The organism is Streptomyces sp. NBC_00354, assembly GCF_036106915.1.
Classification (GTDB): Bacteria; Actinomycetota; Actinomycetes; order Streptomycetales; family Streptomycetaceae; genus Streptomyces.
In genome coordinates, this window is the sequence record NZ_CP107983.1 from 4,512,235 (window position 1) to 4,537,479 (window position 25,245).

The window sequence follows — 25,245 nt, forward strand, 5'->3', positions numbered from 1 at the left end:
TTGGGCGGGCCCGCTGCGCGGGCTTTCTCTCCCCGCCCCGCCCTGCCCCGCCCCGCCCTGCCCCGCCCTCTCCCTGCCCCGCCCTCTCGCGGCCCCGCCCTTTCACCGCTTCCAGGGCTCCGCCCGGGCCCGTGCCTCAACGCCGGCGGGGTGTCAGGTCCAGGTGGCTGTTGTTGCCCGGGTTTCTATGTGCATGCCCAGCGGGACTCGCCAGGATTCGACGCAGACCGTGTAGGTCTGCGTCTTTGTCGTGCCGCCGGGGATGGGGGTCGGCAGGGGCTGGGTCGTGGTGATCGTGGCCCAGTCGATGCCGAGGGCGCCGATGATGTGCGTCGCGAATGACACCGTGCCCGAACGGGTCGGTGTCGTCCCGGTGTTGGTGAACCCCATCGTGACGTTCTCGCACCAGCGGTCCGCCGCCGGGGTGCGGGTCGGCGGGCTCAGGGTCAGCCTCGCCGGGGTGGTCGGAGGCGTCGTCCCCGGCTTGGGCGTCGGGGTTCCCGGGGCGGGGACGGACGGGCTCGCCCTGGGTGGGGGCTGGGGCGGCGGGGCGGTCCCGGGCGGGGTGGTCCCGGGCGGGGTGGTCGTGGCTCCGCTCCGGGCGGAGGCGGCAGGACTCTGCGAACCCGGGGCACTGGCCGACGTACTCGTGGTGGAGGAAGGGGATCCGGCCAGCTGCTGGAACTCCACCGGCGCCCGGGGCGCGACGTTGTCGCCCGCGCGGCGCTCCGGGCCCGGGGCGACGGCGCCCGCCGCGGCGTAGCCGTCACGTGCCGGGCCGCCGCACCCGGTCAGGCATGCGGCGGCCAGTACGGGCAGCGTGAGCAGGGTGAGGGCTTGGCGTTCCCTTCGCAGCATCGCGGCAGTCTGACTGACTGTGCGTCAGATGGGAAGCCCGCCTCCGGCGATCACTCGCCGATCAGGCCCACCCGGAGCTGCGCCAGCGTGCGCGTGAGCAGCCGGGAGACGTGCATCTGGGAGATGCCGACCTCCTCGCCGATCTGCGACTGCGTCATGTTCGCGAAGAACCGCAGCATGATGATCTGCCGCTCCCGGGGCGGGAGTTTGGCGAGCAGCGGCTTCAGCGACTCGCGGTATTCGACGCCCTCGAGCGCGGTGTCCTCGTAGCCGAGGCGGTCCGCGAGCGAGCCCTCGCCGCCCTCGTCCTCGGGTGAGGGCGAGTCGAGCGAGGAGGCGGTGTACGCGTTGCCCACGGCGAGGCCGTCGACGACGTCCTCCTCCGACACCCCGAGCACCGCGGCCAGTTCCGGCACGGTCGGCGAGCGGTCGAGCTTCTGGGCGAGCTCGTCGCTGGCCTTGGTGAGGGCGAGGCGCAGCTCCTGGAGCCGGCGCGGGACGCGCACGGACCAGGAGGTGTCCCTAAAGAATCGTTTGATCTCGCCCACGACGGTCGGCATCGCGAACGTCGGGAACTCCACGCCGCGTTCGCAGTCGAACCGGTCGATCGCCTTGATCAGGCCGATCGTGCCGACCTGGACGATGTCCTCCATTGGCTCGTTCCGGCTGCGGAAGCGAGCGGCGGCGTACCGCACCAGGGGCAGGTTCAGCTCGATCAGGGTGTCGCGTACGTACGCCCGTTCGGGGCTGTCCGCGTCCAGGGCGGCCAGTCGCTGGAAGAGGGAGCGGGAGAGGGTGCGGGTGTCGATGGCTTCCGAGCGGACAGGCGCTGCAGGTGCTGCCGGCGCCGGGCTCTTGTCGAGCGTGAGCACCTTGGAGCTGCCCTGGTCTACGGACATGCCACCCCCTTGAGGTCGCGGACGGTCGCGTACGGCGCGCCCGTCGGAGGAACGCAGCCTCCACCTGAATACCGGAGGCGGGGCTGCGGCAAACGCGGTTCAAGCAGAATGTCACATGTCGGCAACGCGCTGTAGCGCCATGTCGACATATATCTCCAGCGACAGAGCGGAATGAGCCCATTCGTGGGAAACGGGGGAGCGATCTCCACCCGTTCCAGCTACGCCTCGATCCTGTTTGCGGATCGGAGCCGGGCGAAGCTGCGGGCGAGCAGCCGGGACACGTGCATCTGCGACACCCCGAGCTCGGCGCTGATCTGCGACTGCGTCAGATTGTTGTAGTACCGCAGCAGCAGGATCCTTTGTTCACGCTCGGGCAGCTGTACGAGCAGGTGCCGTACGAGGTCGCGGTGCTCGACCCCGGCCAGCTCGGGGTCCTCGTAGCCGAGGCGGTCCAGCAGGCCCGGCAGCCCGTCGCCCTCCTGGGCGGCCTCGAGCGAGGTGGCGTGGTAGCTGCGCCCGGCCTCGATGCAGGACAGCACCTCGTCCTCGGTGATCCGCAGCCGCTCGGCGATCTCGGGCGTGGTCGGAGTGCGCCCGTGCAGGGTGGTGAGGTCCTCGGTGGCGGCGTTCACCTGGACCCACAGCTCGTGGAGCCGGCGCGGCACGTGGACGGTGCGGACGTTGTCGCGGAAGTACCGCTTGATCTCGCCCACGACGGTCGGCATCGCGAAGGTCGGGAACTGCACCCCGCGGTCGGGGTCGAACCGGTCGATCGCGTTGATGAGGCCGATCGTGCCGACCTGGACCACGTCCTCCATCGGCTCGTTGCGGCTGCGGAAGCGAGCGGCCGCGTACCGGACGAGCGGAAGGTTCGCCTCGATGAGGGCCCCGCGCACCCGGTGGTGCTCGCTCGTGCCGGGCTGAAGGCCCTTCAGCTGCCCGAACAGGACCTGGGTGAGGGCCCGGGTGTCCGCGCCCCGGCTCTGCGGTCTCGGGGCCGCCGGCGGCGCCTCCGGGGGGTCCTGCTGGGCCGGAACCTGGGAGTCCGGCTGGGCGGCGCGCGCGGTGTCGTGCTGAGGGGCGCACTGTGGGGCTTGAGGAGCTTGTGGGGCGTGCGGGGCGCCCTGCGGGCCGTGCGTCGCTTCGCGCTCCGGGCCGTGCTGGGGGTCCTGCTGGGGTGGCACCTGAGGCGCAGTACTGGCCGGCACGGTCACGCCACCCCTTCATGTATCAACTCATCCGTCAAAAGCGGTCATAGCATCACAAGACATGTGCACTGTGTGCAAGCACCGTATATCACCGTGTTGAGGGCAAGTTGGGCATAATGGGGTGTTTTGGGTGAGGTCATCACGGGGGCGCGGGAATGCAAAAGCCCCCCACCCGTCGGAGTGGGGGGCCGGTCAGTCCGGAAGCCGCGTCAGCGTACGGGTTCAGCGCACCAATTCGGTCATGAACGCGCCGATGCCGTGGGCCGCGTCCGAAATGCCTTGGAAGCCTATTTTCACGATGTCGGCCGCCTTTACCGGCTGGGTGATGATCACGAAGAGCGCGAATATGACGAGCCCACCCGTGATCATCTTCTTGGTGTCCATGAGCGGTGTCGGCCTCCCCAACCGGTCCTGCGCAGTCGGGTGAGTCTATCCGGACGGGTTCGGACACTCACCAGGCCTTTATGGACCAATGGCCCGGCGGTCCGGGTCCTTTGCCGCCGGGCGGGCGGTTGCGGGTGGCGCAGTATTGAAGGCGAGCCCACCGGTTCTGGCAGGAAACCGGTGGGTGAGGGACAGGACCTCACTGCGGGGTCCGAGCCGCAAGCTTCCCCCTGACTGCGGCGCGGACCGGCAGGTTCCGTCCTCGTCGGGGGAAGTGGCTTGTCCCCCCGATGCCGCTTCCCCCGCCCGTACGTCGAAGGCCCCGACCCCGGTCGGGGCCTTCGACGTACGGGCAGGGGCGGACGGGTCCCGTACCGGCTGCCGCTCCGGTTATTGGATGCCGCCGAGCAGGCCCAGGACGGGCTCGACGGGGGCGACCACGGGCCACAGCTGGTTCGGCGCGTCCGTCAGCTGGTTGAGCTTGGCCAGCTCGAGCTTCGAGCCGATCTCCTCGACGGAGCGGGGAGTGGCCCCCTCCGGCATGCCCGGGGCCGCCTGCGGCAGGTCCGGGAGGGCGATCGGGGCCATGGGGGCGGCGGAGGCGGCCGGTGCGGCGAGGCCCGCGGCGGCCCCCGCGAGGGCGAAGGCGGCGAGCATGCGCTGGGTCTTGGTCATGCCGTGACAACGGCCGAGCGGGCGCCCGGTCACGCGGCCGTCATCCGTAAAGACGCGTCGGCGCGCCGAGGGCGCCGGGCGCGCCGGGACGCGCCGAGGTGTGCCGGGGCGTGTCGAGACGCGTCAAGGGATGCCGACAGTGGCCGGACACGCCGAAAGCCCCGTCCCTTGCGGGGCGGGGCTTTCGGTCGAAGCGGTAGTGGAGGGATTTGAACCCCCGATGGGTTGCCCCATACTCGCTTTCGAGGCGAGCTCCTTCGGCCACTCGGACACACTACCGAGATGGATCCTAGCCTACGGATCCGCATCAAATGAAATCGGTGTCCCCGGACCGCCTCAGAGGTCGCGGAAGAAGTCCTTGAGCTGCCGCGCGCATTCCTCGGCGAGCACGCCGCGGACCACTTCCGGACGGTGGTTGAGCCTGCGGTCCCGTACGAGGTCCCAGAGCGACCCCGCGGCTCCCGCCTTCTCGTCGTCGGCGCCGTAGACGACCCGGGCAACCCGTGACTGCACGAGCGCGCCCGCACACATCACGCACGGCTCCAGGGTCACCACGAGGGTGCACCCCGGAAGCCGCCATTCCCCGAGCCGGGCGGCCGCCCGGCGCAGCGCCAGCACTTCGGCGTGCGCCGTGGGGTCGCCGGTGGCCTCGCGCTCGTTGTACCCAGTGGCGAGGAGCTTCCCGTCCGGGCCCAGCACGACGGCGCCGACCGGCACGTCGCCGGCCGGCACCGCCCGGGCGGCCTCTTGGAGCGCCAGGCGCATGGAGTCCCGCCACGGGTCCCGTACGGGATCGGGGCCGTGCAGGGGGTGGTGCGTGGTGATCACTAGCGGACGGCCTCCAGCACCTCGGTGGCGCCGAGGGAATCGGCGATTTCCGAGAGGGCGTCCCCGTCGAGGGTCATCAGTTGTTTGTGGCTGACGCCGAGGTCGTCCAGGAGCCGGGGGTCGCCGAGCGGGCCGGCCGGTACCGGTTCCGCGCCGGGCGAGTCCTCCTCGTCCCCGTCGTCGTCGGCGCCGGCGAACGCGGCGATCGTGTCCTCCTCGCCGTCCTCGGTGCCGTCCAGGTCCAGTTCGTCGAGTTCGTCGTCCTCCTCGTCGCTGCCCAGCAGCTCGTCGGTCAGCATCGAGCCGTAGGAGCTGCGGGAGGCCGCGGAGGCGTTCGAGACGAAGTACCGCGGGTCCTCCTCGCCGTCCACGCGGACGACGCCGAACCAGGCATCCTCCTGTTCGATGAGGGCGACCACCGTGTCGTCGTCGACAGCGGCGGCACGGGCGAGATCGATCAGATCACTGAGGGACTCGACGTCGTCGAGTTCCATGTCGCTCGCTTCCCACCCGTCTTCGGTGCGCGCGAGCAGTGCGGCGAAATACACCGTGACTCTCCCACTGGTCATAGGCGTGCCGGTTGGAGGTCCCCCCGGCCGGAGGTGGGAAGGGTTGGAACGGCCGTCCTGCTCGCCGTTTCGTGCCCCGCCCAATCGGCATCGTGGCAGAAACGGCGGCTTTGCGAGAGGTCTTCCGCGCTTGCGTCGTGCCGTGCCGTGCGCTCCGCGGGTTGTACGGGGGGTGCCAGGGCGCGGTCAGACGGCCTTGCGGGCCCGCCCGGGATCCTGCCTGCCTCCTCGGCGCGGCGCCGTTGTCGGGGGCTCGGCCCCCGAACCCCCGCGCCTCAAACGCCGGCGGGGCTGGATTTGCCGGCGGGGCCGGGTTTGGTCACCAGCGGAAGGTGCGCATGCGCATCTGCTGGCGCATGCGGGCCGCGCGGGCGCGGCGGGGCTGTACGCGGTCGCGCAGGGCCCGCGCCTCCATCAGGTCGCGCAGGAACTGCGCGCGGCGCGCTCTGCGCTGCGCCGCCGTCTCCGGCGGCTGCGGCGCGTCGTTCTCCCGGCTCGGCTGTGTGTCGGGCATCGGCCACCACCCCAGGCTGATCCGGTCGTCCTCCTCCGCCGGCGCGAAGCAGACCCCCCGCACCCCACCTTCCCCCGGACGGGCCGATTGATGCCACCCCGTCGCAGCTCAGAAGGGTTACGAGTCGTCCGACAGGGTGGGGACCACCGCCACCGGGCCGTGCGCGTGGTGGAGCACCGCGTGGGCCACCGAGCCGATCAGCAGGTGCCCGACGCTGCGCCGCGGGTGGTGGCGGCCCACCACCACCAGGGCCGCCGCCCGGGAGGCCGTCACCAGGCGCTCCGCCGGGTCGCCCGGGACCGCCGCCTGCTCCACCCGTACCTGCGGCCACCTGGCCCGGAACGGCACCAGCCGTGCCGTCTGGGAGCGCAGCATCTCCCGCTCCGCCGGTACGGCGTCCCCGTCGTCGGCCAGCCCCTCCGGCGGGATCACCTGGAAGGGGCTGTCCATCACCAGCGTCGGCGCCGGCGGGATCGCGTACGCCGAGACCACCTGGACGGTGGTCCCCCGTGCGGCCGCTTCCGCGAAGGCGAAGGCCAGTACGTCGTCCGCGGTCTCCGCTGCGTGCAGGCCGAGCACCACCCGCCCGGCGGAACCGGCGGACGCGTCGGAGCCGGCGGACGCGTCGGACGGCTCGGACGGCTCGGCCGGCGCACTCCGCGCCGCGTGCGGGACCACCACCACCGGGCAGGCCGCCGACGAGGCCAGGGCGCGGCTGTTCGAGCCGAGCAGCAGGGCCGCGAAGCCGCCGCGGCCCCGGGAGCCCATCACCAGCATCAGGGCGCTCTCCCCGGCCACCCGCAGGGCCTCGGGCACGGAGCCCTCGAGCGCGTCGTACCGCACCTCGTCCGGCAGTTCGGGGGCCGCGGCCAGGATGGCCCGTACCCGCTCCCCGACGGGGTCGGCGAACTTCTCCGGCTGCGAGGCGTCGGCGAGGGAGGAGCGGCGCGCCGCGTACAGCTGGGCGGTGTCGGGCAGCACGTGCGCGACGACGAGGCCGGTGCGGTGGCGGAGCGCCGCGGTCCGGGCCCATTCCAGCGCCAGGAGGCTGTGATCGGATCCGTCGACCGCCGCGACCACCGGTGCGTTGCTCATCAGTCCAGCGTGCTGGGCGTCCGGGCGGGTCGCATCCGCAGGCCCGCCCGCAGGCCCGCCCGCAGGCCCGCCCGCAGGCGCGCCCGCAGGCACGTCCGCCGGTTCGGACGCACAGGGGTGCGCACACCGCGTAGCCTTTTGACCGTGGGTCGCGAAAAAGTGCGGCCGTTTTTGCAGGTCGCAGGTCGAAACCCGGCAGCTGAGCCTTGGAGGATGTTGTGCGTTTGCAGGTCGTCGATCACCCCTTGGTGGCGCACAAACTGACCACCCTGCGCGACAAGCGCACCGACTCCCCCACCTTCCGTCGGCTCGCCGACGAGCTGGTGACCCTCCTCGCGTACGAGGCCACCCGCGACGTGCGCACCGAGCAGGCCGACATCATCACGCCGGTCGGCCCGACCACCGGCGTGAAGCTCTCGCACCCGCGCCCGCTCGTCGTGCCGATCCTGCGCGCCGGTCTCGGCATGCTGGACGGCATGATGCGGCTGCTGCCGACGGCCGAGGTGGGCTTCATGGGCATGGTCCGCAACGAGGAGACCCTGGAGGCCTCCACGTACGCGACGCGCATGCCGGAGGACCTCTCCGGGCGGCAGGTCTACGTCGTCGACCCGATGCTCGCCACCGGCGGCACGCTCGTCGCGGCGATCCAGGAACTGATCAAGCGCGGCGCCGACGACGTCACCGCCGTGGTGCTGCTGGCCGCGCCCGAGGGCGTCGAGGTCATGGAGCGCGACCTCGCGGGCACGCCGGTGACGGTCGTGACGGCCGCGGTGGACGAGCGGCTCAACGAGCACGGCTACATCGTGCCGGGCCTGGGCGACGCGGGCGACCGCATGTACGGCTCGGCCGAGTAGGACCCGGACCGACCGCCGACGGGTCCCGTACCCGTACCCGTACCGCCGACAGCCGGCCGCCTTCTCGGCGGCCGGCTGTTCGCGTCGGGGGTCAGCGGGTCAGCAGGTCTTGGCGGGCGCGGGCTGGGGGTTGGCCAGCAGGTACAGCTCCTTGTCCGCCGTCTCCTTCGGGCTGAGCTCCTTGAAGGCGTCGCCGAGGATCAGGTCGATGTCGGCGCCCTCGCGGGCATCGGTCTGCTGCGTATCGCCCTCGAGCTGCGTGCCCAGTACGGAGAAGGCCGCCTTGTCGGTCTTGGGCGAGCCGAGCAGTATCCCCGTTCCGGGGACCTTCTTGTCGAAGTCGGCAGGGGCGTTGCCGACGTTGGCGACGGTGAAGCCGCGTTTCTTCAGCTCGTCGGCGACCGCCTTGGCGAGCCCCGCGCGCGGGGTCGCGTTGTAGACGTTGACCGTGATCTGGCCGGGCTGGGGCAGCGGTACGGCCGGCTTGGCGGCCGCGGGGCTGGCGGCCGCCGCGGCGCCGGCCCTGGGCTTCGGGGTCGCGCAGTCCTTGCCCGCCGCGACGGACTTGCCGCTCCCGCCGCGGAACACGTTCATGAGCTGCAGGGTTCCGTAGCCCAGCAGGGCGAGACCGAGGACTGCTCCGAGCACGGTGAGGACGATCCGCCGGCGCCGCCGGGGTCGGCTCATGCGGGGGTAAGCCGCTCCCGTGACGCGGTACTTTCCGCCCATGCCGGGGGGAGTGAGCATGCTCATGGGCGCAGCGTAATACCGCCCGCTGCCGATGCCCACCAAATGATCTGTTGATAGGGCAAGACCGACCCGAAAGGCGCAATTTGCGCGAACCGGAACGTGCAGCCCTCGGGCCTCGCCCCGGCAGGCCCGGCCCCGGCGGCGTGTCCCGGGCGGCGTGTCCCGGGCGCTCCCGGCCTAGTAGTCCATTTCGAGGACGCGGGCGTGCAGCACCTGGCGCTGCTGCAGGGCCGCGCGCACGGCGCGGTGCAGACCGTCCTCCAGGTACAGGTCGCCCTGCCACTTCACGACGTGGGCGAAGAGGTCCCCGTAGAACGTCGAGTCCTCGGCCAGCAGCGTCTCGAGGTCCAGCTGTCCCTTGGTCGTCACCAACTGGTCGAGCCGGACCGGGCGCGGGGCGACATCCGCCCACTGCCGGGTGGTTTCCCTGCCGTGGTCGGGGTACGGCCGCCCGTTTCCGATGCGCTTGAAGATCACACGGAAAGCCTACCGGGCCGGTGCCTGCGGGCGCAGCCTCGCTATGCCGGTGCAAAAGTGGCAGACAGGGCTATTTCGGGAGTGATGTATGAGCGAGAGCACCGACCACGCGTCCCCGGCCGACCAGATCGCCGCCGGGTACGCCCTCACCGGACCCGCGCTCGAACTGGGTGCCCTGCTCTGGGACGGCACCTGCCTGCCGGACCGGCAGATCCGCATCCCGCTGTCGATGCTCAACCGCCACGGCCTGGTCGCGGGCGCCACGGGCACCGGCAAGACGAAGACCCTGCAACTCATCGCCGAGCAGCTGTCGGCGGGCGGCGTCCCGGTGTTCCTCGCCGACATCAAGGGGGACGTCTCCGGGATTTCGGCCCCCGGCACGGCCAACGAGAAAGTCGCGGAACGGGCGAAGGAAGTCGCCCAGGAGTGGGAGGCCACCGGATTCCCCAGCGAGTTCTATTCGCTCGGCGGGATCGGGCCCGGCATTCCGCTCCGGGCCACCGTGACGAGTTTCGGCCCGGTGCTGATGTCGAAGGTGCTCCAGCTCAACCAGACCCAGGAGCAGTCGCTCGGCCTGATCTTCCACTACGCCGACGCCAAGGGACTGGAGCTGATCGACCTCAAGGACCTGCGGGCCGTCGTCGCCTTCCTCGTCTCCGACCAGGGGAAAGCCGAGCTCAAGGGCATCGGCGGGCTGTCCACGGTGACGGCCGGGGTCATCCTGCGCGCCCTGACCGCGTTCGAGCAGCAGGGCGCCGCGGAGTTCTTCGGCGAGCCGGAATTCGACACCGGCGAATTCCTGCGGACGGCCGCCGACGGGCGCGGGCTGGTCTCCGTACTGGAACTCCCGGCGGTCCAGGACAAGCCGCAGCTCTTCTCCACGTTCCTGATGTGGCTGCTGGCCGACCTCTATACGGATCTGCCCGAAGTCGGCGACCTGGAACGGCCCAAGCTCGTCTTCTTCTTCGACGAGGCGCACCTGCTGTTCAGCGGCGCCTCCAAGGCCTTCCTGGAGTCCATCACCCAGACCGTGCGGCTGATCCGCTCGAAGGGCATCGGCATCTTCTTCGTGACGCAGACCCCCAAGGACGTGCCGTCGGACGTCCTCGCGCAGCTCGGCAACCGGGTCCAGCACGCGCTGCGCGCCTTCACCCCGGACGACGCGAAGGCGCTGAAGGCCACCGTGAAGACCTTCCCCAACTCCCCGTACGACCTGGAGGAGCTGCTGACCCAGCTCGGGACGGGCGAGGCGGTGATCACCGTACTCAGCGAGAAGGGCGCCCCGACCCCGGTGGCGGCGACCCGGCTGCGCGCCCCGCAGTCGCTGATGGGCCCGATCGACGCGGCGGCCCTGGACGCGGCGGTGAAGTCCTCGCCCCTCCACGCGCGTTACGCGGAGCCGGTCGACCGCGAGTCGGCGTACGAGAAGATCAGCGCCGAGCAGGCTGCGGCCGAGGCGGCGGCGGAGGCGGCCGCGGCCGGGGCGGAGGCCGAGAAGCAGGCCAAGGAGGCCGCGAAGTCGGCGCGCAGTGCACCGAAGCCGGATCCCTCGCTGGCCCAGCAGGTGGCGGGGAGCGGGCTGTTCCGCTCACTGGCCCGCTCGATCGGGACCCAGCTGGGGCGGGAGATCTCACGGTCGATCTTCGGGACGGCGAAGCGGCGCAAGTGACGGATCCGCCGCCGGGGTGCCGCCGGGGGTGTCGTCGCTGACAGACTTCGCCCCATGCGGACCGAACTCACCGACACCACGTCCAGCAAGATCGACCGGGCCCTGCTCGAGGCCCGCCGGGCCATCGGCAGCCCCACGATGGGCCTGGTGCTGACGCTCGTCATAGCCACCGACGAGGAGAACGCGTACGACGCCGTCCGCGCGGCCTCGGAGGCCTCGCGCGAACACCCGTGCCGCATCATCGCGGTGATCAAGCGTACCTCGCGCGGCCCGCAGAAGCTGCGCCAGACCCGGCTGGACGCCGAGCTGCGGGTCGGCTCGGACGCCGGGACCGGGGAGATCGTGCTGCTGCGCCTGCACGGGGCACTCACCGAGCAGGCGGGTTCGGTGGTCCTGCCGCTGCTGGTGCCGGACGCGCCGGTGGTGGCGTGGTGGCCGGGCGATGCCCCCGCCGACCCGGCGCGGGACCCGCTGGGCGCGCTGGCGCAGCGCCGGATCACCGACGCGGAGGCCGCCGCCGACCCGGTCGCGGTACTGGACCGGCGGGGTGCCTCGTACGCCCCGGGGGACACCGATCTCGCGTGGACCCGGCTGACGCCGTGGCGGGCGCTGCTGGCCGCCGCGATGGACCAGAAGCCGCTGCCGGTGACGGGCGGGGCGGTGGAGAGCGAGGCCGACAACCCGAGCGCCGAGCTGCTGGCCCGCTGGCTCGAGGACCGGCTGGGGGTGCCGGTGGAGCGGGTCACCACGGACGGACCGGTGATCACACGGGTCCGCCTGGACAGCACGGCGGGGGAGATCACGGTGAACCGCCCCGACGGGGCGCTGGCCACGCTGATCCTGCCGGGCAGCCCCGACCGCAAGGTGGCCCTGAAGATCCGCAGCAAGGCCGAGCTGATCGCGGAGGAGCTGCGGCGCCTCGACGCGGACGAGGTCTACGCGTCGGCGCTGCGCAGGCGGCCGGCCCAGGCGTCGCTCTCCGCGTAGTGGTTGTCGTATGTGGGCTGGCTGTCGATGATGTCCTGGACGGTGGCCTCGCCCGCGCGGACCCGGCCGAGGAGCCGGTAGTAGTCGAAGCGGCCCATGCCGGGCGTGAAGCCGACGAACACGCTCGCCGTGTGCCCCGGGGAGGGCGCGAAGGCGTGCTTCACGCCCGCCGGGACGGACAGGAAGTCCCCGGCGGTGAGGGTCTTGACCTCGTCGCCGACGAGTACGTCGAGCCGGCCGGCGGTGACGTGGAAGAACTCGGTCGCCTTGGTGTGGAAGTGGACGGGGGCGCCGGCCGCGCCCTCGTCGAAGGTGGCGGTGTTGCAGGTGAGCTCGGCGGTGTCGGTGAGCAGGGTGATCACGCTGCCGGGGCCGTCGGTGATGGTCTCGGCGGTGGCGGCGCGGGTCAGGATCTCGTTCTTCTCGTTCGTCATGATCATGAATCTACCTGGCAGTTTGACCGGTGACAGGGGCCAATTGGCGCCAGGAATTCCCGGTCAATTCTGGTCAGTCAGTCGCCCGTTGCGGCCTTGGCGGCTTTGGCGGCGGCCTTCATCTCCTGCTTGTGCGCCCGCACCTTCGCCAGGGACTCCGGCCCGGTGATGTCGGCCGCCGAGCGGTAGACGTTCGCCCGGCCGTAGCCGCCGGCCGCCTCGCGCCAGCCCTTGGGGCGCACGCCCAGCTGCTTGCCGAGCAGGGCCAGGAAGATCTGGGCCTTCTGCTCGCCGAACCCGGGCAGCTCCTTGAGCCGCTTCAGCAGCTCGTCCCCGGTGCCCACGCCGCGCCAGATCGCCTCCGCGTCCCCGTCGTAATGCTCCACGAGGTACGCGCACAACTGCTGCACCCGCTTCGCCATCGACCCCGGGTAGCGGTGCACGGCCGGCTTCTCGGAGAGCAGCGCGGCGAAGGCCTCGGGGTCCTGGGCGGCGATGGCATGGGCGTCCAGATCGTCCGCCCCCATCCGTGTGGCGATCGTGTACGGCCCCGAGAACGCCCACTCCATCGGCACCTGCTGGTCCAGCAGCATGCCGACGAGCGCGGCGAGCGGGCTGCGGCCGAGGAGCGCGTCGGCCTCCGGCTGCTGGGCCAGCCGCATCGTGATGTCCATGGATCCAGCCTCCCGCGTGGCCGCGTTCCCCGCGCGGTCGCCGCACCGGAGCCCTAGCGTGAGAACCGCGCACAACGCGACCCGCGACACACAAAACGACGACACAGGAGTCGATCGATCATGGCTGAGTTCCCGGAAGGCGCTCCGTGCTGGGTGGACGCGATGTTCAAGGACGTGGAGGGCGCCAAGACCTTCTACTCCGACGTGCTCGGATGGACCTTCGGTGAAGCCTCCAGCGAGTACGGCAACTACACGCAGGCTTACTCCGACGGCAAGGCCGTAGCGGCCGTCGTCCCGCCGATGCCGGGCGGCGAGGCGCCGTCGCAGTGGTGTCTGTACTTCGCCTCGCCCGACGCGGCGGCCACCGCCGAGAAGATCAAGGCGGCCGGCGGCGAGCTGATGATGGAGCCGATGCAGGTCGGCACGTTCGGCACGATGGCGATCGCGAAGGAGCCGAGCGGCGCGGTCTTCGGCGTCTGGCAGCCGGGCGAGCACAAGGGGTTCGAGAAGATCGGGGAGCCGGGCGCGTACGCCTGGGCGGAGTTCTTCACCCGTGACCCGGACAAGGTGGACGGGTTCCTTCCGAAGGTCTTCCCGCTCGGCGCCCAGAAGATGGAGCCGGGCGACGACCCCGAGATGGCGGGGATGGACTTCAAGATCTACAGCGTCGGCGGCAAGGAGAACCCGGTCCTCGGCCGGATGAAGATGGGCGACGACTTCCCGGCGCACATGCCCCCGTACATCCAGGTCTACTTCGGGGTCCCGGACTGCGACGAGGCCGTGGCGAAGGCGAAGAAGCACGGCGGCAAGCTCCACTTCGGCCCGATGGACAGCCCGTTCGGCCGCTTCGCGGCGCTGACGGACCAGCAGGGCGCGGCGTTCGCGGTGATCGACATGTCGAAGACGACGGGCGAGATGCCGAAGATGTCGGACGCGTAGCCGTCCCCCTCCGGGCGGGGCCCCCGGCCGGGCGGCCCCGCCTGCCCTAGGCGTAGAGCGGCAGGCCCTCGGTGGAGACGGTCCATTCGGCGATGGTGACGTCCTCGCCGTACACGAAGTCCTTGCGCGTCGCGTAGCGCGGCCCCGCGGGGGTCTGGTGGATGTCCGACAGGACGGCGCCCGTCCCGGTGCGCGGGTCGAAGACCGCGTACACGGGGACGCCGAGCAGCGGGTAGTCCCGCATCTTTCCGACCCAGTCGTTGTCCGGGTTGGAGCGGGAGACGATCTCGACGGCGGCGATGAGGGTGCGAGGGTCGAAGGAACCCTGGCCTTCCATGTCCGCTTCGGCGATCAGCATGATGTCCGGCAGCCGCAGGATGCCCTGGGACTCGTCCTCGACGTCCGGGGCTCCGGTGTGGGCGAGCAGTCCATCCGGCATGAGTTTCTCCAGACGGCGGCTGACCCGGGCCGCCGTCAGCTCGTGGGGGCTGCTGGGCGCCCTCATGTCGTGGACGACGCCTTCCCTGGTGATCTCGAACTTGCCCGGAACGGTGTCGTCCAGTGACTGAACGGCATCCCGCATCGCCTGGTAGCGCAGGGTGGTCATGTGGGGGCACAGCCTTTGCAGGTGCCGGGGGTTGGGGCGCGGAAGGCGCGGTCGCATTTCTCGCAGGTCTGGAAGGGGTCCGGCGCGACGAAGGGCTCTCTGCGGGCCGGTGGTGCCAGGAGGGGCGGGAGCTGGGCCGCCAGGCGGTGGGCGATCAGGCCCGCCGGGCTGCGGGGGCGGTCCGGGAGGTTCGCGGTGAGGGCGCTGGTCACCGCGTGGTGGGTGGCTCCGCGTTCCAGCCAGGCCTCAACGCCGCCTGCGAGGCGTTGGACGTCCCGGGCGCCGAGGAGCAGCCGGGGGTCGGCCCGGCGGAGTTCCGCGAGGAGTTCCTCGGCCAGCTGTCGGCGGGGCGGGTTGTCGGGGTTGCGGGGCGCCGGGAGGGCCACATGTGGTTTCGGGGGCTCCGGGCCGGGCTCCGGATCCGGTGCGGGGCCGGGCGTCGGTCCAGCCCCTGGCTCCGACTCGGGTCGGGGCGCTGGTTCAGGCCTTGGCTCCGGCTCCAGTCGGGGTGCTGGTTCGGGCTCTGGCTCGGGTTCGAGTTCGGGCTCCGGCTCGGGCTCTGGCTTCGGGGCCGTGAGGGCCGGGGAGGGCTCGGGGGTGACGGCCTTCGGGGCGTTGCAGAAGACCGTACGGGTGACGATCCGCCCGTCCGGGAGCTTCTCCTGGAGCCGCCTCAGGTACCCGTACGCCTCCAGCTCGCCCAGCGCCTTGCCGATCGAGTTCTCCCCGAGCGGGAGCTCCTTGGCCAGGGCTTTGATGCCGACCGGGGTACCACGGGGCACCGACTGGATGTAGGAGGCGAGAGCCCGCGCGTTCATCGACAAGTGCGGGTGCCGGATCAGGTCGTTGCTCACGACCGTGAAATTGCGGGTCTGCCGGACGTTGGCGTGTTGAACGCCGTACGTGGCGCGCGAGGGCGCGTTAGAGTGCTGGAAAGCCATCGGGAAGATGATTCCTTCTCGTGGTCAGGCCCTCGTCGGGATTGCGAGTCCCGGCGGGGGCCGTCCTGTGTCTGGAGTTGTCGCGGCGAGCATATGCCAGGCAACCCGCCTGAAATCCAGCCGAGTTGGGCCGGTTCACCCGTGTGAGTGAGCGGCGCTCCGGGGAGGCTGGAGGGGCAGGGCAGGAGTTCTTTCTCTTGGTTCTTCCAAAGAAAAGCGTCGTGACGCGCCGGGTCGCGCCCCATCGCGACCCGGCGGCGCGTGCGGCCCGCACGCATGTCCACGACTTTGTCCAAAGCTGTCGAGACTGCCTCAACGTGAGTGACGGGTAAGGCGCGTTGAGGAGGTGGGTGCGCATGGGCGTGGACAGTGACGGTACGGAAGAACACAGCTGGGCCGTGGACCCCGAGGACGAGCAGGGTGCGGCGGTGGTCGCTGCGCTCGGCCGGCAGATGCGGGCGCGGCGCGAGGCATTGGGGATGCGGGTCGGCGACCTGGCGGCGGCGATCCAGTACGGCGAGGCCCTGATCTACAAGGTCGAGGGCGGCAAGCGGATCGCCAAGCCGGAGTACTTGGACAAGGTGGACGACGCGCTGAAGGCCGGCGGCCTGATCCGGGCCATGGTGGAGGACCTCGTACGGGTCCGGTATCCGAAGAAGGTCCGAGACCTCGCAAAAATGGAGGAGAAGGCAGTCGAGATCGGCGTGTACAGCGTTCATGCCGTTCATGGCTTGCTCCAGACCCCGGAGTGGGCGCGCGCCATGTTCGAGATGCGGCAACCGGCGTACTCGCGAGCCGAGGTTGAACGGTTCCTGGCGGCACGCATGGCACGCCGGTCGATCTTCGACCGCGATCCGGCTCCGGCGCTCAGTTTCGTCCAGGAAGAGGCCACACTGCGCCGTCGCATTGGGGGCACAATGGTGTGGCGGCAGCAGCTCGAACACCTGCTGGAGGTAGTCCAGTTGCGGAACCTTGCGTTTCAGGTGATGCCGATGGACTGTGAGGTTCACGCAGGGATGGATGGCGGGATCGAAATGCTGAAGTTCGGGGACGGCTCGGCGGTAGGGCGCTCTGAAGGCGCGTTCTACGGGCGGCCCGTGTCTGACGCCAAGCGGTTCCGGATCCTTGAGCTGCGGTATGGAATGATCCGGGCCCAGGCTCTCCCGCCACGGGAGTCGCGGGCCTTTGTCGAGCATTTGCTGGGAGAGACATGATCCACGAGTTGGCCTGGTCCAAGAGCAGCTACAGCAGTAGCAGTGACATCAACGACTGCGTCGAAGTGGCGTGGGTCAAGAGCAGCTACAGCAGTGGGTCCGAGGGTGACTCCTGCGTCGAGGTGGCGGCCTACCCAGAAGCCGTTCGCGTCCGGGATTCCAAGGTCCTCGACGGGCCCCAGCTGGCGCTCGCGCCCCAGGCCTGGGCCGGCTTCGTCTCGTACGCGCGCGACGTCAGCCCTCGTTGACGGCGGCGTGGGAGGCCGCGCGGTAGCAGCGGGAGCTGACGGAGAAGTCGAGCGTCGGCTCCAACGTCGCGGTGTGGGAGATGACCTCCACGAAGAAGTGTTCGGTCTCGTTCGTGGCCTGGATCTCGTCGGGGCTGTCCTTACTGATCTTCCAGCCGTTCTCGCCCAGTGCCTTCCGCAGGTTCTGCATGCCGGCGTCGTACTGGTCACTGGTCATGCCGCCCACCGACCAGCGGTGGTGTAGGGCGTACAGGTCTTGGCCGTATTCGTCGCAGACCATGAAGCTCATGCCTATGCGGGGCTCGGTGACCTTGCCCTTGACCCCGGCCATCTCCAGCAGGCGGGCGGAGACCTCCCTCGTCTTCGCGCGCGCCGGGTCGGGATCCATCCGCTCCGGCGTGTAGGGGAGCTCCATGATGTTCGAACACCCCACGGACAGCGCCAGCAGCGACGCGAAGACAGCCGTGACGAGACGCCCCGTACGACATGCCCGTGTCGAGTGTTTTCTTTCCGCGATTCGTCGCATCCGGCCCGTCCCCCTGGTGGTCCCCGGCCCTGACCGTACCTGGCGGCTTGGGCGCATCCCCTCCCCTCCCCTCTTCCCCGTGGGCCCGGCTTTCGCTCCTGGGGCAGGCGGAGGATGGTGGGGAGTGGAACGGAGGTACGTCATGCGCAAGGTCATGGACTGCAGGGAGTACCCCAGCGACATCGGGTGCACCCTGACCATCACGGGTGAGGAAGACGAAGTCATGGGGGCGGCCGTCCAGCACGCCGTCGCCGTGCACGGCGAAGAGGACACCACGGAGTTCCGCGACGCACTGCGCGGCATGCTGAAGCCCGAGGTGCCCCAGCACGCCTGAACACACGACAACCGCAGAGGCGAGCCGCTCGGGTGGCTCCGGCTGGTGGATGCGAAGGGTCGGATGCAGGGCAAGGCAGGGGTGCTTACGGTCGATCTTGTGCGGTTCTTCCGGATCGTACGAGGCCACTACCCAAGAGGTTGAGCACCCCATGAGCCTGAGCATCCGCAACCAGATCGCCGGTACCGTCACCGCCGTCACCACCGGCGAGGCCATGGCCACGGTCAAGGTCCGTCTGGAGGGCGGTCAGGACATCACCGCCGCCATCACCGCCGACGCCGTCAAGGACCTCGGCATCGCCGAGGGCTCCGCGGTCAAGGCGCTCGTCAAGGCCACCGAGGTGGCGCTGGCCACCGCCGCCGTCGACGGCATCAGCATCCGCAACCAGCTGGCCGGCACCGTCTCCGACGTCGCCACCGGGGGCGCCATGGCCTCCGTCAAGGTGGACGTGAACGGTGGCGGGCTGACCGCCGCCATCACCAAGGACGCCGTCGAGGCCCTCGGCCTGGCCGCCGGCTCGTCCGTCGTCGCGCTGATCAAGTCCACCGAGATCTCGCTCGCGACCGCCTGAGCGACCGCCTGAGCCTGCCCTCACAGCCCGAGGTTCGGTGGCGACAGCGCGCCGAACCACACGTGCGTGACCGCGCTGATGTAGCGCGCCCCGCACCGGTCCGACGGCACCACCAGCTGCGCGCCCGCCTCGTCGAGGTCCTCCCCGTCGAGGCGGGTGGCCAGCAGCACCGGGCTGTCGCCGAAGTCCGCGTCGAGCTCGGCCCAGGACAGGACGCTGTGGTGCCCGTCCCCGCCGCTGACCGCCAGCAGGAAGCGGCTTCGGTCCTTGCGCCGGCGCACGTCGAAGGACGGCCCGGCGTCCGCGACCACGTCGCGCAGCAGCGCGCCTTCGAACACATGGTGCTGCGGACCGTTCGTCGCGCAGTCGAAGGTGACCGCGGCCCGGTGCTGTACCCAGTCCCGCAGGTCCGCGACGCTCAGCGTCGCCGGGTGGTCCAGATCTCCGTGCAGCATGAGTTTGGCCATGTGTGGATGATGCCCGGGGCCCGTCATTCCGGAACCTCATCTGCAAGGTTGATGGCTTGATACAACCCGCAAATGTGGCTTCATCGTGCATTCTGCCCTTGCAGGTCCTGCAACCTCTGGTTCACCTTCCGCCAGACGATGTCGCGTGTCACCGGCATCTCCGTGAACCGCACCCCGGTCGCGTCCCGCAGGGCGTTCGCGAACGCCGGGGCCACCGGGTTGAACGGGCTCTCGCTCATTGACTTGGCGCCCAGCGGGCCGATCGCGTCCGAGGTCTCCATGAAGTGGACCTCCGTACGCGGGACGTCCGCGTACTGCGGGAGCCGGTAGCGGCGGAACGCCGCCGTGGTCACCTCGCCGCGCTCGTCCACCCGTACGGTCTCGAACAGCGTCGCGCCCAGTGCCTGGGCCACGCCGCCCTCCACCTGGCCGCGGCACTGCATCGGGTTCATGACCTTGCCCGCGTCCGCCGCGTGCACGCTGCGCAGGATCTTCATCTCGCCCGTGTCCGGGTCCACCGCGAGGCGGAACCACTGGGCTTTGAAGGCCACCGAGCGGGGGGAGCCGCCCCAGTGGCCGTCCGCCGCGAGCTCGTCGAGCTTGCCCTTGTCGTACGCAGCCTCGTACAGCTCCTTGAGCGTGACGATCCGGCCCGCGCAGTCGAAGGCCTCCGCCTCGAGCTTGCACAGGTGCCGGGCCACGCCCGTGTGCCGGGCCGCGAAGGTCCGGAGGCGCTCCGCGAGGGAGCCCGCCGCGAGCATCACCGCCTTGCCCGCCACCACCGTGCCGGCCGAGCCGAAGGCGCCGGTGTCGTGGCGGACCACGTCCGTGTCCGACTGGCGGACCCTGATCCGGTCGACCGTGGTGTTCAGCGCGCCCGCGGTGATCTGCTTGTGGACGGTGGTCGTGCCGTTGCCGAACTCCGCCGTGCCGACCGCGATGTCGTACGTACCGTCGCGCAGCAGGCTGACCCGGGCGTCGGCGAAGTGGCCGCCGGGCGGGCCGGTCGCGATCATGGCGACGGCCGATCCCGTGCCGGTGAGCCAGCCCTCGGGGACGTCCTCGTGGCTGCGGTCCTCGGCGATGGCCCCCCGGACCACGTCCATGCACTGCTTCATCCCGTACGAGGCGATGAACAGGTCCTCCTCGTGGCCGATCGGGGTCACCATGGGGTCGCCGGCGCCGATGACGTTCTTCTCGCGCAGTACGAGCGGGTCCATGCCGAGCCGGATGGCGAGCTCGTCCATCACCGATTCGAGGGCGAAGAGGACCTGGCCGAGACCGTAGCCGCGGAAGGCGCCGGCCGGTACGCCGTTGGTGTAGACCGAGTACGCCTCCACCTCCTTGTTCGGCGCCTTGTAGACGGCGAAGGACTCGCCGACGCTGTGGAACATCACCGCCGGGCCGTGGTTGCCGTAGGCGCCGGTGTTGGAGAGCACGCGGATGCGCAGTGCGGTGAGGGTGCCGTCGGCCTTGGCGCCGATCTTGATGGTGATCTTGAAGGGGTGGCGGGTGGTGGCACCGTAGAACTGCTCGGCCCGGGTGAATTCGAGTTTCACCGGGCGCCGCAGCTTCAGGGCGGCGAGGACCACGATGTCCTCGGTGAGCATCTCCTGCTTGCCACCGAACCCGCCGCCCACGCGGCCCGCGACGACGCGGACCTCGTCCTCACCGAGGTCGTAGAGGGCGCACAGCGCCCGCCGGGTCAGGAACGGCGCCTGGGTGGAGGAGCGGACGGTGATGCGCTCGCCGTCGCCCTCCTCCTTGGGTTCGAAGTACGCGACGCTGCCGTGGGTCTCCAGGCTGGCGTGCTGCACGCGCTGGGTCAGATAAGTCTCCTCGTAGACGACGTCCGCCTCCGCGTACCCCTTCTCCATGTCGCCGAGGGTGTTGTGGACCTCGCCGCACACGTTGTTCTCGGCACGGAAGATCCCCGATTCGGGGCCCTTGGGGTGGATGACGGGGGCGCCCGGCAGCATGGCCTCCTCCGGGTCGATCACGTACGGGAGCTCCTCGTACGTGACGACCACGCGGCGGCAGCCCTCCTCGGCGGCCTGCTCGCTGTCGGCGACTACGGCCGCCACGCGCTGGCCGACGAACCGGACCACGTCGTCCAGGACCCGGGTGTCCATCGGGTCCTCGGTGGGGTGCTCGTGGCGGGCGGACGAGTACAGCCGGTCGGGGGCGTCGTGGTGGGTGAAGACGGCGTGCACGCCCGGGACCTGGAGGGCGTCCCGGGTGTCGATGTCGACGATGCGGGCGTGCGGGTGCGGGGAGCGCAGCAGCTTCATGTGGAGCAGGCCGGGCACCTCGACGTCGAACGTGTAGCGGGCGGTGCCGGTGACGACGAGGGGGCCGGCGGGGGCGCCCAGGGACTTGCCGACGGCCTGCCCCGCCTCGGGGGACTCGGTGTGCTTCACCCCGCGCACCGCGTCCTCGATGGCGCGGTAGCCCGTACAGCGGCAGATGTTGCCCTTGAAGGCGCGCGGGAGGTCGTCGAGCTTGCCGTCGTCGTGGGCGGTGCCCTGCTCCGCCTGGAGCGCGGAGGTGGTCATCAGGAACCCGGCCGTGCAGAAACCGCACTGGAAGCCCTGGGCGTCGAGGAACTGCTGCTGCGCCGGGTGGAGCTCCCCTCCGGGCTTGGCCAGGCCCTCGACGGTGGTGACGGAGCGGCCCTCGGCGCGGACCGCCGGGTAGAGGCAGCTGTGCACCGGCTGCCCGTCGACGTGGACGGTGCATGCCCCGCAGTCGCCCTGGTCGCAGCCCTTCTTCACGCCGAACCAGCCGCGCTCGCGCAGGTACGTGCGCAGGCACTGGCCGGCCCGCGGCTCGTCCTCGAAACGCTGCTCGTTGATCTCGATCTCGTAGCTCATCGGGAAACCTCCTCCAGCGTGAGTTCGCGGCGGATCTCTTCGGCCAGGCGCAGGCCCATGTGCCGCCGCCAGTCGGGCAGGCCGTGGATGTCGTCGAACCACTCGTCGCCCCGGATGGTGTCGTCGATCGCCTCGCGCAGCTCGGCAGCGGTCGGCGGCAGCGCGAACCAGAAGCGGAAGGGGCGGGTCGTGGCGGCGGTGACGGTGAGGGCGAAGGAGCCGTCCTGGGGGTCGGACGTGCCGATGACCAGGGCTCCGGAGCGCCCGAGCCCGTAGAGCGAGGCCTGCCGGAAGGCCGTACGGCACTCCAGCGAGCGGGCGGGCAGCCGGACCGAGCGCAGCAGCTCGCCGTCGCGCAGGTCCTTGAGGCCGGCGCCGCGGATGAAGTCGGCGACGGGCATGCGGCGGGTGCTGCCGTCCTGACCCCGGAGGGAGACGGTGCCGTCGAGTCCGGCGGTGAGGGAGATCATCGGGCCGGCGGGGAGGCCGTTGCAGAGGTTGCCGCCGACGGTGGCCATGTTCCAGATCTTGAACGAGGCGAGGAAGGCGCGGCAGCACTGCTCGATGAGCGGGGCGGCGGTGGCCGGCAGGGTCCGGCCGAACCGGGACAGCTCGGTGATGGTGCAGGTGGCGGCGATGTCGAGGGAGCCGTCGGGCTGCCAGGACAGGGGCGGCCAGCCCATCCGGGAGAGGTCGACCAGGCGGCGGATGTGGGGCTGGGGCTCGGAGAAGAGGTAGGTGCCGCCGCCGAGCCAGGCGTCGCCGGGGCGCCAGGGTTCGCGGCGGCGTGCGTCGCGCACGGCGAGCACCGTGTTGAGGTCCAAGGTGAGCCACCAGCCTCTCTGGCCTGACGCGGGGACATGCGGCTGCCCCGGGGATACCGTGCGTTTCCAGTCAGTGAAGCAACGGGGGCGGGGCCGGGACGACTGTTGCCGGACACGGAAACGGGTGGACTCCGGGCGGTTCGCCCTGGATGATCGACCAAGAGGCTAACCAGGCACTTGCCCTTGCATTTACGATGGTGTTTCTCGTATTCGCCTGGCGAATGTGGCCGATGCGGGCTGCCACCCACCGCAAGGAGTCCCCGCCATGCACGTCCTCGACCTGCTTCAGTCCGACAACCTCGGCCTCACCCTGCTCTGGGGCGAGGACGCCCTTCTCGGCCAGGAGGTCAGCGGGGTCACCGCCACCGACCTGGAGGACCCGCGCCGCTTCCTGGGTCCCGGGGAACTCGTGCTCAGCGGTCTGGTGTGGTGGGCCGACGGCGACCTGGCCAAGGCGGATCGATTCGTCTCCGCGCTCGCCGAGGCCGGGGTCACCGCCCTCCTCGCCGGCGAGGAGACCCACGGCCGGGTCCCCGACGAGCTGGTGGCCTCCTGTCGCGCCTACCGCGTACCGCTCGTGGCCGTGCCCGCGCAGACCAGCTTCCGGGCGGTCACCGAGGCGGTCTACCTGCGCCAGTGGGGCGACCTGAGCCGCCGTCCGACCCGGCTCTTCGCGCTTCCCGAGAACGTGCGCAGCGAGCTCAGCCGCCTCCTCGAAGGCGGGGCCGGACCGGCCGAGCTGCTGGACCGGGCCTGTGCCCACCTGGGCAAGGTCGCCTGCCATCTGATGACCGCCAGCGGCCGTACCGTGGCCCGCACCCCCTCCGCACCCGCGATCCCGGCCCAGCGGGCCGGCGCGATACGCGAGGGGCTCTCGCTGCGCATCGAGTCCGAGAGCACCCCGTACGACGCCTGGCAGTTGCACATGCCGGACGCGGACGCGGCGCCCCCGCGCGTGCTCCACGAGATCGCCGAGATCTTCGCCCAGTACCGCGACGGCCAGGCGCGCCGCACCGGCACGGTGCGCGCGGCGGGCCGGGAGCTGGCCGCACTCCTCGACGCGGAGGGGACGGCCGCGGACCCGGGCGCGCTGGAGGAGGCGCTGGCCGCGGCAGGCCTCCCGGCAGGCCTCCCGACGGGCCTCCCGGCGGGGGGCGCGTACCGGGTGCTCGCGGCGACGGACGGCGACGCCCTGGCCGAGGCGCTGGCCCACCTGGAGGACGTCCCGTACGCGGTGGGGCGCTCGGTCGCGGTCCTGTACGAAGACCAGGACGCGGCGGTCGACGTCCCGGGCCGGCTCCGCTCGGTCTGGCCGCTGCTCCAGGCGTGCGGCGGCCCGGACACGGACCTCAGGCTCGGCGCGGGTGCGCGGGCTTCGGGAGCCGAGGGACTACGCGCGTCGATGCCAGGCCCGCTTCGCCCTGACGGCGACGGACGAGGCCACTCCGGTTCGCGCGGTGGAGCAACTGGACACCCTGGCCACCCTGTTGTCCGGGGTTCCGGAAGAGGTCCGGGCGGTCTACGCGGCACGGACGCTCGGGGCACTCGGGGACGGGATGCTGCGCGAGACCCTGGAAGTCTTCCTGGCCAACAACTGCTCCTGGACGCGCACGGCGGAGGCGCTGCACCTGCACGTGAACACGGTGCACTACCGGATCGAACGGGTGGAGTCCCTGACGGGCCGCGACCTGTCCCGCCTGGACCACAAGCTGGACCTCTACGCGGCGCTGCGCTGCGGCTGACGGTGCAAGGCTCGCGGGCTCATGGCAGATCGACGTACACCTCGGTGGACTTCACCCGCGCGGTGACGCTCACCCCGACGGCGATCCCGAGCTCCTCGACCGACTCCCGCGTCACCACGGACACCACCCGGTGCGGGCCCGACTGGATCTCCACCTGGGCCGCCACGTCGTCGACCCGCACCGCGGTGACGATCCCGGCGAAGGAGTTCCGTACGGACGTGGCCTTGCCGTTGCCCGCCGGCGGCTGAGGCTGCGGCACCCCGGCCCGCTCCTTGGCGAAGGCGGCCAGCGCCACGCCGTCGACGGCGCGCGCCCCGTCGGGCGCGCGGCGGGCGGGCAGCCGCCCGCCGTCGGCCCAGCGGCGGACGGTTTCGGCGCTCACGCCCAGCAGGCCCGCAGCCTGCCCGATCGAGTACAACGGCACGCCCGCACCCTACCTGCGGCCTGCAGCGGTGTTCATCGAGCGCCGGTCTTGGCCTGCACGGCGGCGACGTAGCGGACGGTGAAGAGCATCGGGACGACGAACCCGGCGGCCTGGACGAGCGTGGCGGACATCGAGTGGCCGTGGCCGGCGTGGGCGAGGGCCGCGAGGGCGGCAGCCGTGACGGTGAAGGCCGCGGTCCACACGGCGGTGATGACGACGTTGGTCCGGATGAACGGCCGCAGGCCCCAGACCTCGCGGGGCGTGCTGCGCTTGGCGATGCCCAGGGTGAAGGGCTTGCCCACGAGCAGCGAGACCCCGGCGATGAGGGCCAGCGTGGCCGAGGAGAGGGCCGCCGAGTAGTCGTGCACGCCCGAGTGCGGGTCGGCGAACGCGATGACCGTCAGGGCCGCGAAGAAGACCGCGGAGCCGATCTCGATGATCAGCGCGTCGAAGCCGGCCCCGGCCCGGCGCTGCTGGACGGTCACCGCCACCGCTGCGACGAGACCGGCGAGCGCGGCCCACTGCCACTGGCCGGACGGGAGCACCGCGAAGACGATCCACGGGAGGAAGGTGCGTACGTACGACATCGGAAACCCCCAGCTGATATTCCTGTTCTGACATGTCGAAAGTAGATGTTCTACTACTGACATGTCAAGGATG

General features: G+C 71.1%; 30 protein-coding genes, 1 tRNA gene and 1 pseudogene. 10 read left to right on the forward strand and 22 right to left on the reverse strand.

Features of this window, described 5'->3' with window-relative positions:
• Window positions 1–153 precede the first annotated feature (153 nt).
• From OHT74_RS20515 to OHT74_RS20560, 10 genes are all read right to left on the reverse strand, one after another.
• Entirely contained in the window at window positions 154–858 is a 705-nt protein-coding gene (locus OHT74_RS20515) for a hypothetical protein (RefSeq protein ID WP_328621005.1), read from the reverse strand.
• Between the two features lie 50 nt (window positions 859–908).
• On the reverse strand, window positions 909–1,757 hold the full coding sequence (locus OHT74_RS20520) for an RNA polymerase sigma factor SigF (protein WP_266665837.1): 849 nt from the start codon (window positions 1,755–1,757) through the stop codon (window positions 909–911).
• A gap of 218 nt (window positions 1,758–1,975) precedes the next feature.
• Window positions 1,976–2,941 (reverse strand): RNA polymerase sigma factor SigF, encoded by a 966-nt coding sequence (locus tag OHT74_RS20525; RefSeq protein ID WP_328621006.1) that lies wholly within the window; start codon window positions 2,939–2,941, stop codon window positions 1,976–1,978.
• Between the two features lie 246 nt (window positions 2,942–3,187).
• Complete coding sequence (locus OHT74_RS20530; protein ID WP_266665839.1) at window positions 3,188–3,349, reverse strand: hypothetical protein; 162 nt, start codon at window positions 3,347–3,349, stop codon at window positions 3,188–3,190.
• A 390-nt stretch (window positions 3,350–3,739) separates the two neighbouring features.
• Window positions 3,740–4,024 (reverse strand): hypothetical protein, encoded by a 285-nt coding sequence (locus OHT74_RS20535; RefSeq protein ID WP_266665840.1) that lies wholly within the window; start codon window positions 4,022–4,024, stop codon window positions 3,740–3,742.
• Window positions 4,025–4,218: 194 nt separating this feature from the next.
• Window positions 4,219–4,303: transfer RNA gene (locus OHT74_RS20540), tRNA-Ser, on the reverse strand.
• Window positions 4,304–4,360: 57 nt separating this feature from the next.
• Window positions 4,361–4,852 (reverse strand): tRNA adenosine(34) deaminase TadA, encoded by a 492-nt coding sequence (gene tadA / locus OHT74_RS20545; protein ID WP_266665841.1) that lies wholly within the window; start codon window positions 4,850–4,852, stop codon window positions 4,361–4,363.
• Entirely contained in the window at window positions 4,852–5,400 is a 549-nt protein-coding gene (locus OHT74_RS20550; protein WP_266665842.1) for a tRNA adenosine deaminase-associated protein, read from the reverse strand. The genes tadA and OHT74_RS20550 overlap by 1 nt, the downstream gene beginning before the upstream one ends.
• 340 nt (window positions 5,401–5,740) lie before the next feature.
• Entirely contained in the window at window positions 5,741–5,935 is a 195-nt protein-coding gene (locus tag OHT74_RS20555) for a hypothetical protein (protein ID WP_266665843.1), read from the reverse strand.
• Between the two features lie 117 nt (window positions 5,936–6,052).
• Window positions 6,053–7,030 (reverse strand): universal stress protein, encoded by a 978-nt coding sequence (locus OHT74_RS20560; RefSeq protein ID WP_328621007.1) that lies wholly within the window; start codon window positions 7,028–7,030, stop codon window positions 6,053–6,055.
• 218 nt (window positions 7,031–7,248) lie between these two features.
• On the opposite strand from OHT74_RS20560, the gene upp reads away from it, so the two are divergent.
• Window positions 7,249–7,884, forward strand: coding sequence for a uracil phosphoribosyltransferase (gene upp, locus OHT74_RS20565; RefSeq protein ID WP_266665845.1), 636 nt, complete (start codon window positions 7,249–7,251; stop codon window positions 7,882–7,884).
• 99 nt (window positions 7,885–7,983) lie between these two features.
• Here the strand turns inward: upp and OHT74_RS20570 are convergent, their stop codons facing one another.
• Window positions 7,984–8,637, reverse strand: a complete 654-nt coding sequence (locus OHT74_RS20570) for a LytR C-terminal domain-containing protein (protein WP_328621008.1) — start codon at window positions 8,635–8,637, stop codon at window positions 7,984–7,986.
• 174 nt (window positions 8,638–8,811) lie between these two features.
• The gene (locus tag OHT74_RS20575) at window positions 8,812–9,111 is read right to left on the reverse strand and encodes a type II toxin-antitoxin system VapB family antitoxin (protein ID WP_030160221.1); all 300 of its coding nucleotides are present in this window, start codon (window positions 9,109–9,111) and stop codon (window positions 8,812–8,814) included.
• Window positions 9,112–9,199: 88 nt separating this feature from the next.
• On the opposite strand from OHT74_RS20575, the gene OHT74_RS20580 reads away from it, so the two are divergent.
• Together OHT74_RS20580 and opcA are read left to right on the forward strand one after the other, a co-directional pair.
• Complete coding sequence (locus OHT74_RS20580) at window positions 9,200–10,780, forward strand: helicase HerA-like domain-containing protein (protein WP_328621009.1); 1,581 nt, start codon at window positions 9,200–9,202, stop codon at window positions 10,778–10,780.
• A 54-nt stretch (window positions 10,781–10,834) separates the two neighbouring features.
• A complete protein-coding gene (opcA, locus tag OHT74_RS20585) occupies window positions 10,835–11,767 on the forward strand; it encodes a glucose-6-phosphate dehydrogenase assembly protein OpcA (RefSeq protein ID WP_266995647.1) in 933 nt (310 codons plus the stop codon).
• Here the strand turns inward: opcA and OHT74_RS20590 are convergent.
• Both OHT74_RS20590 and OHT74_RS20595 read right to left on the reverse strand, forming a co-directional pair.
• A complete protein-coding gene (locus OHT74_RS20590; protein ID WP_199920403.1) occupies window positions 11,716–12,201 on the reverse strand; it encodes a cupin domain-containing protein in 486 nt (161 codons plus the stop codon). The two genes, opcA and OHT74_RS20590, sit on opposite strands and share 52 nt — an antisense overlap.
• 77 nt (window positions 12,202–12,278) lie before the next feature.
• The gene (locus tag OHT74_RS20595) at window positions 12,279–12,875 is read right to left on the reverse strand and encodes an HhH-GPD-type base excision DNA repair protein (protein ID WP_266665849.1); all 597 of its coding nucleotides are present in this window, start codon (window positions 12,873–12,875) and stop codon (window positions 12,279–12,281) included.
• A gap of 120 nt (window positions 12,876–12,995) precedes the next feature.
• Here OHT74_RS20595 and OHT74_RS20600 point away from each other — a divergent pair, with 120 nt between their 5' ends.
• Window positions 12,996–13,814 (forward strand): VOC family protein, encoded by an 819-nt coding sequence (locus tag OHT74_RS20600; RefSeq protein WP_328621010.1) that lies wholly within the window; start codon window positions 12,996–12,998, stop codon window positions 13,812–13,814.
• A 46-nt stretch (window positions 13,815–13,860) separates the two neighbouring features.
• Here OHT74_RS20600 and OHT74_RS20605 read toward each other — a convergent pair whose 3' ends face one another.
• Both OHT74_RS20605 and OHT74_RS20610 read right to left on the reverse strand, forming a co-directional pair.
• Window positions 13,861–14,421 carry a Uma2 family endonuclease gene (locus OHT74_RS20605; protein WP_328621011.1) on the reverse strand — a complete coding sequence of 187 codons (561 nt, stop codon included), beginning with the start codon at window positions 14,419–14,421 and terminating at the stop codon, window positions 13,861–13,863.
• Window positions 14,418–15,362, reverse strand: coding sequence for a helix-turn-helix domain-containing protein (locus tag OHT74_RS20610; protein ID WP_328621012.1), 945 nt, complete (start codon window positions 15,360–15,362; stop codon window positions 14,418–14,420). The genes OHT74_RS20605 and OHT74_RS20610 overlap by 4 nt, the downstream gene beginning before the upstream one ends.
• Window positions 15,363–15,718: 356 nt before the next feature.
• Between OHT74_RS20610 and OHT74_RS20615 the strand changes: the two genes are divergently transcribed.
• Together OHT74_RS20615 and OHT74_RS20620 are read left to right on the forward strand one after the other, a co-directional pair.
• Complete coding sequence (locus tag OHT74_RS20615; protein WP_328621013.1) at window positions 15,719–16,576, forward strand: Scr1 family TA system antitoxin-like transcriptional regulator; 858 nt, start codon at window positions 15,719–15,721, stop codon at window positions 16,574–16,576.
• Complete coding sequence (locus OHT74_RS20620) at window positions 16,573–16,824, forward strand: DUF397 domain-containing protein (protein WP_328621014.1); 252 nt, start codon at window positions 16,573–16,575, stop codon at window positions 16,822–16,824. The genes OHT74_RS20615 and OHT74_RS20620 overlap by 4 nt, the downstream gene beginning before the upstream one ends.
• Here OHT74_RS20620 and OHT74_RS20625 read toward each other — a convergent pair.
• Complete coding sequence (locus OHT74_RS20625; RefSeq protein ID WP_328621015.1) at window positions 16,811–17,239, reverse strand: hypothetical protein; 429 nt, start codon at window positions 17,237–17,239, stop codon at window positions 16,811–16,813. The two genes, OHT74_RS20620 and OHT74_RS20625, sit on opposite strands and share 14 nt — an antisense overlap.
• 235 nt (window positions 17,240–17,474) lie before the next feature.
• Here OHT74_RS20625 and OHT74_RS20630 point away from each other — a divergent pair, with 235 nt between their 5' ends.
• Together OHT74_RS20630 and OHT74_RS20635 are read left to right on the forward strand one after the other, a co-directional pair.
• Entirely contained in the window at window positions 17,475–17,684 is a 210-nt protein-coding gene (locus OHT74_RS20630; RefSeq protein ID WP_443047450.1) for a DUF1059 domain-containing protein, read from the forward strand.
• Between the two features lie 151 nt (window positions 17,685–17,835).
• Window positions 17,836–18,255 (forward strand): TOBE domain-containing protein, encoded by a 420-nt coding sequence (locus tag OHT74_RS20635; protein WP_266627800.1) that lies wholly within the window; start codon window positions 17,836–17,838, stop codon window positions 18,253–18,255.
• A gap of 20 nt (window positions 18,256–18,275) precedes the next feature.
• On the opposite strand, the gene OHT74_RS20640 is transcribed toward OHT74_RS20635, so the two are convergent.
• The 3 genes from OHT74_RS20640 to OHT74_RS20650 form a co-directional block, all read right to left on the reverse strand.
• Window positions 18,276–18,722 (reverse strand): molybdopterin-dependent oxidoreductase, encoded by a 447-nt coding sequence (locus OHT74_RS20640; protein ID WP_266665857.1) that lies wholly within the window; start codon window positions 18,720–18,722, stop codon window positions 18,276–18,278.
• 80 nt (window positions 18,723–18,802) lie between these two features.
• Window positions 18,803–21,595, reverse strand: coding sequence for a molybdopterin-dependent oxidoreductase (locus tag OHT74_RS20645; RefSeq protein WP_328621016.1), 2,793 nt, complete (start codon window positions 21,593–21,595; stop codon window positions 18,803–18,805).
• Window positions 21,592–22,419 (reverse strand): FAD binding domain-containing protein, encoded by an 828-nt coding sequence (locus OHT74_RS20650; RefSeq protein WP_328621017.1) that lies wholly within the window; start codon window positions 22,417–22,419, stop codon window positions 21,592–21,594. The genes OHT74_RS20645 and OHT74_RS20650 overlap by 4 nt, the downstream gene beginning before the upstream one ends.
• 265 nt (window positions 22,420–22,684) lie before the next feature.
• Between OHT74_RS20650 and OHT74_RS20655 the strand changes: the two are divergent.
• Both OHT74_RS20655 and OHT74_RS20660 read left to right on the forward strand, forming a co-directional pair.
• Window positions 22,685–22,987: pseudogene (locus OHT74_RS20655) on the forward strand (PucR family transcriptional regulator ligand-binding domain-containing protein); the annotation flags it as partial.
• 988 nt (window positions 22,988–23,975) lie between these two features.
• Window positions 23,976–24,161, forward strand: a complete 186-nt coding sequence (locus OHT74_RS20660) for a PucR family transcriptional regulator (protein ID WP_328623353.1) — start codon at window positions 23,976–23,978, stop codon at window positions 24,159–24,161.
• Between the two features lie 19 nt (window positions 24,162–24,180).
• Here the strand turns inward: OHT74_RS20660 and OHT74_RS20665 are convergent, their stop codons facing one another.
• Both OHT74_RS20665 and OHT74_RS20670 read right to left on the reverse strand, forming a co-directional pair.
• On the reverse strand, window positions 24,181–24,585 hold the full coding sequence (locus tag OHT74_RS20665) for a TOBE domain-containing protein (RefSeq protein WP_266665860.1): 405 nt from the start codon (window positions 24,583–24,585) through the stop codon (window positions 24,181–24,183).
• Window positions 24,586–24,617: 32 nt separating this feature from the next.
• Window positions 24,618–25,172, reverse strand: a complete 555-nt coding sequence (locus OHT74_RS20670; RefSeq protein WP_266995626.1) for a hypothetical protein — start codon at window positions 25,170–25,172, stop codon at window positions 24,618–24,620.
• Between the last annotated feature and the right edge of the window lie 73 nt (window positions 25,173–25,245).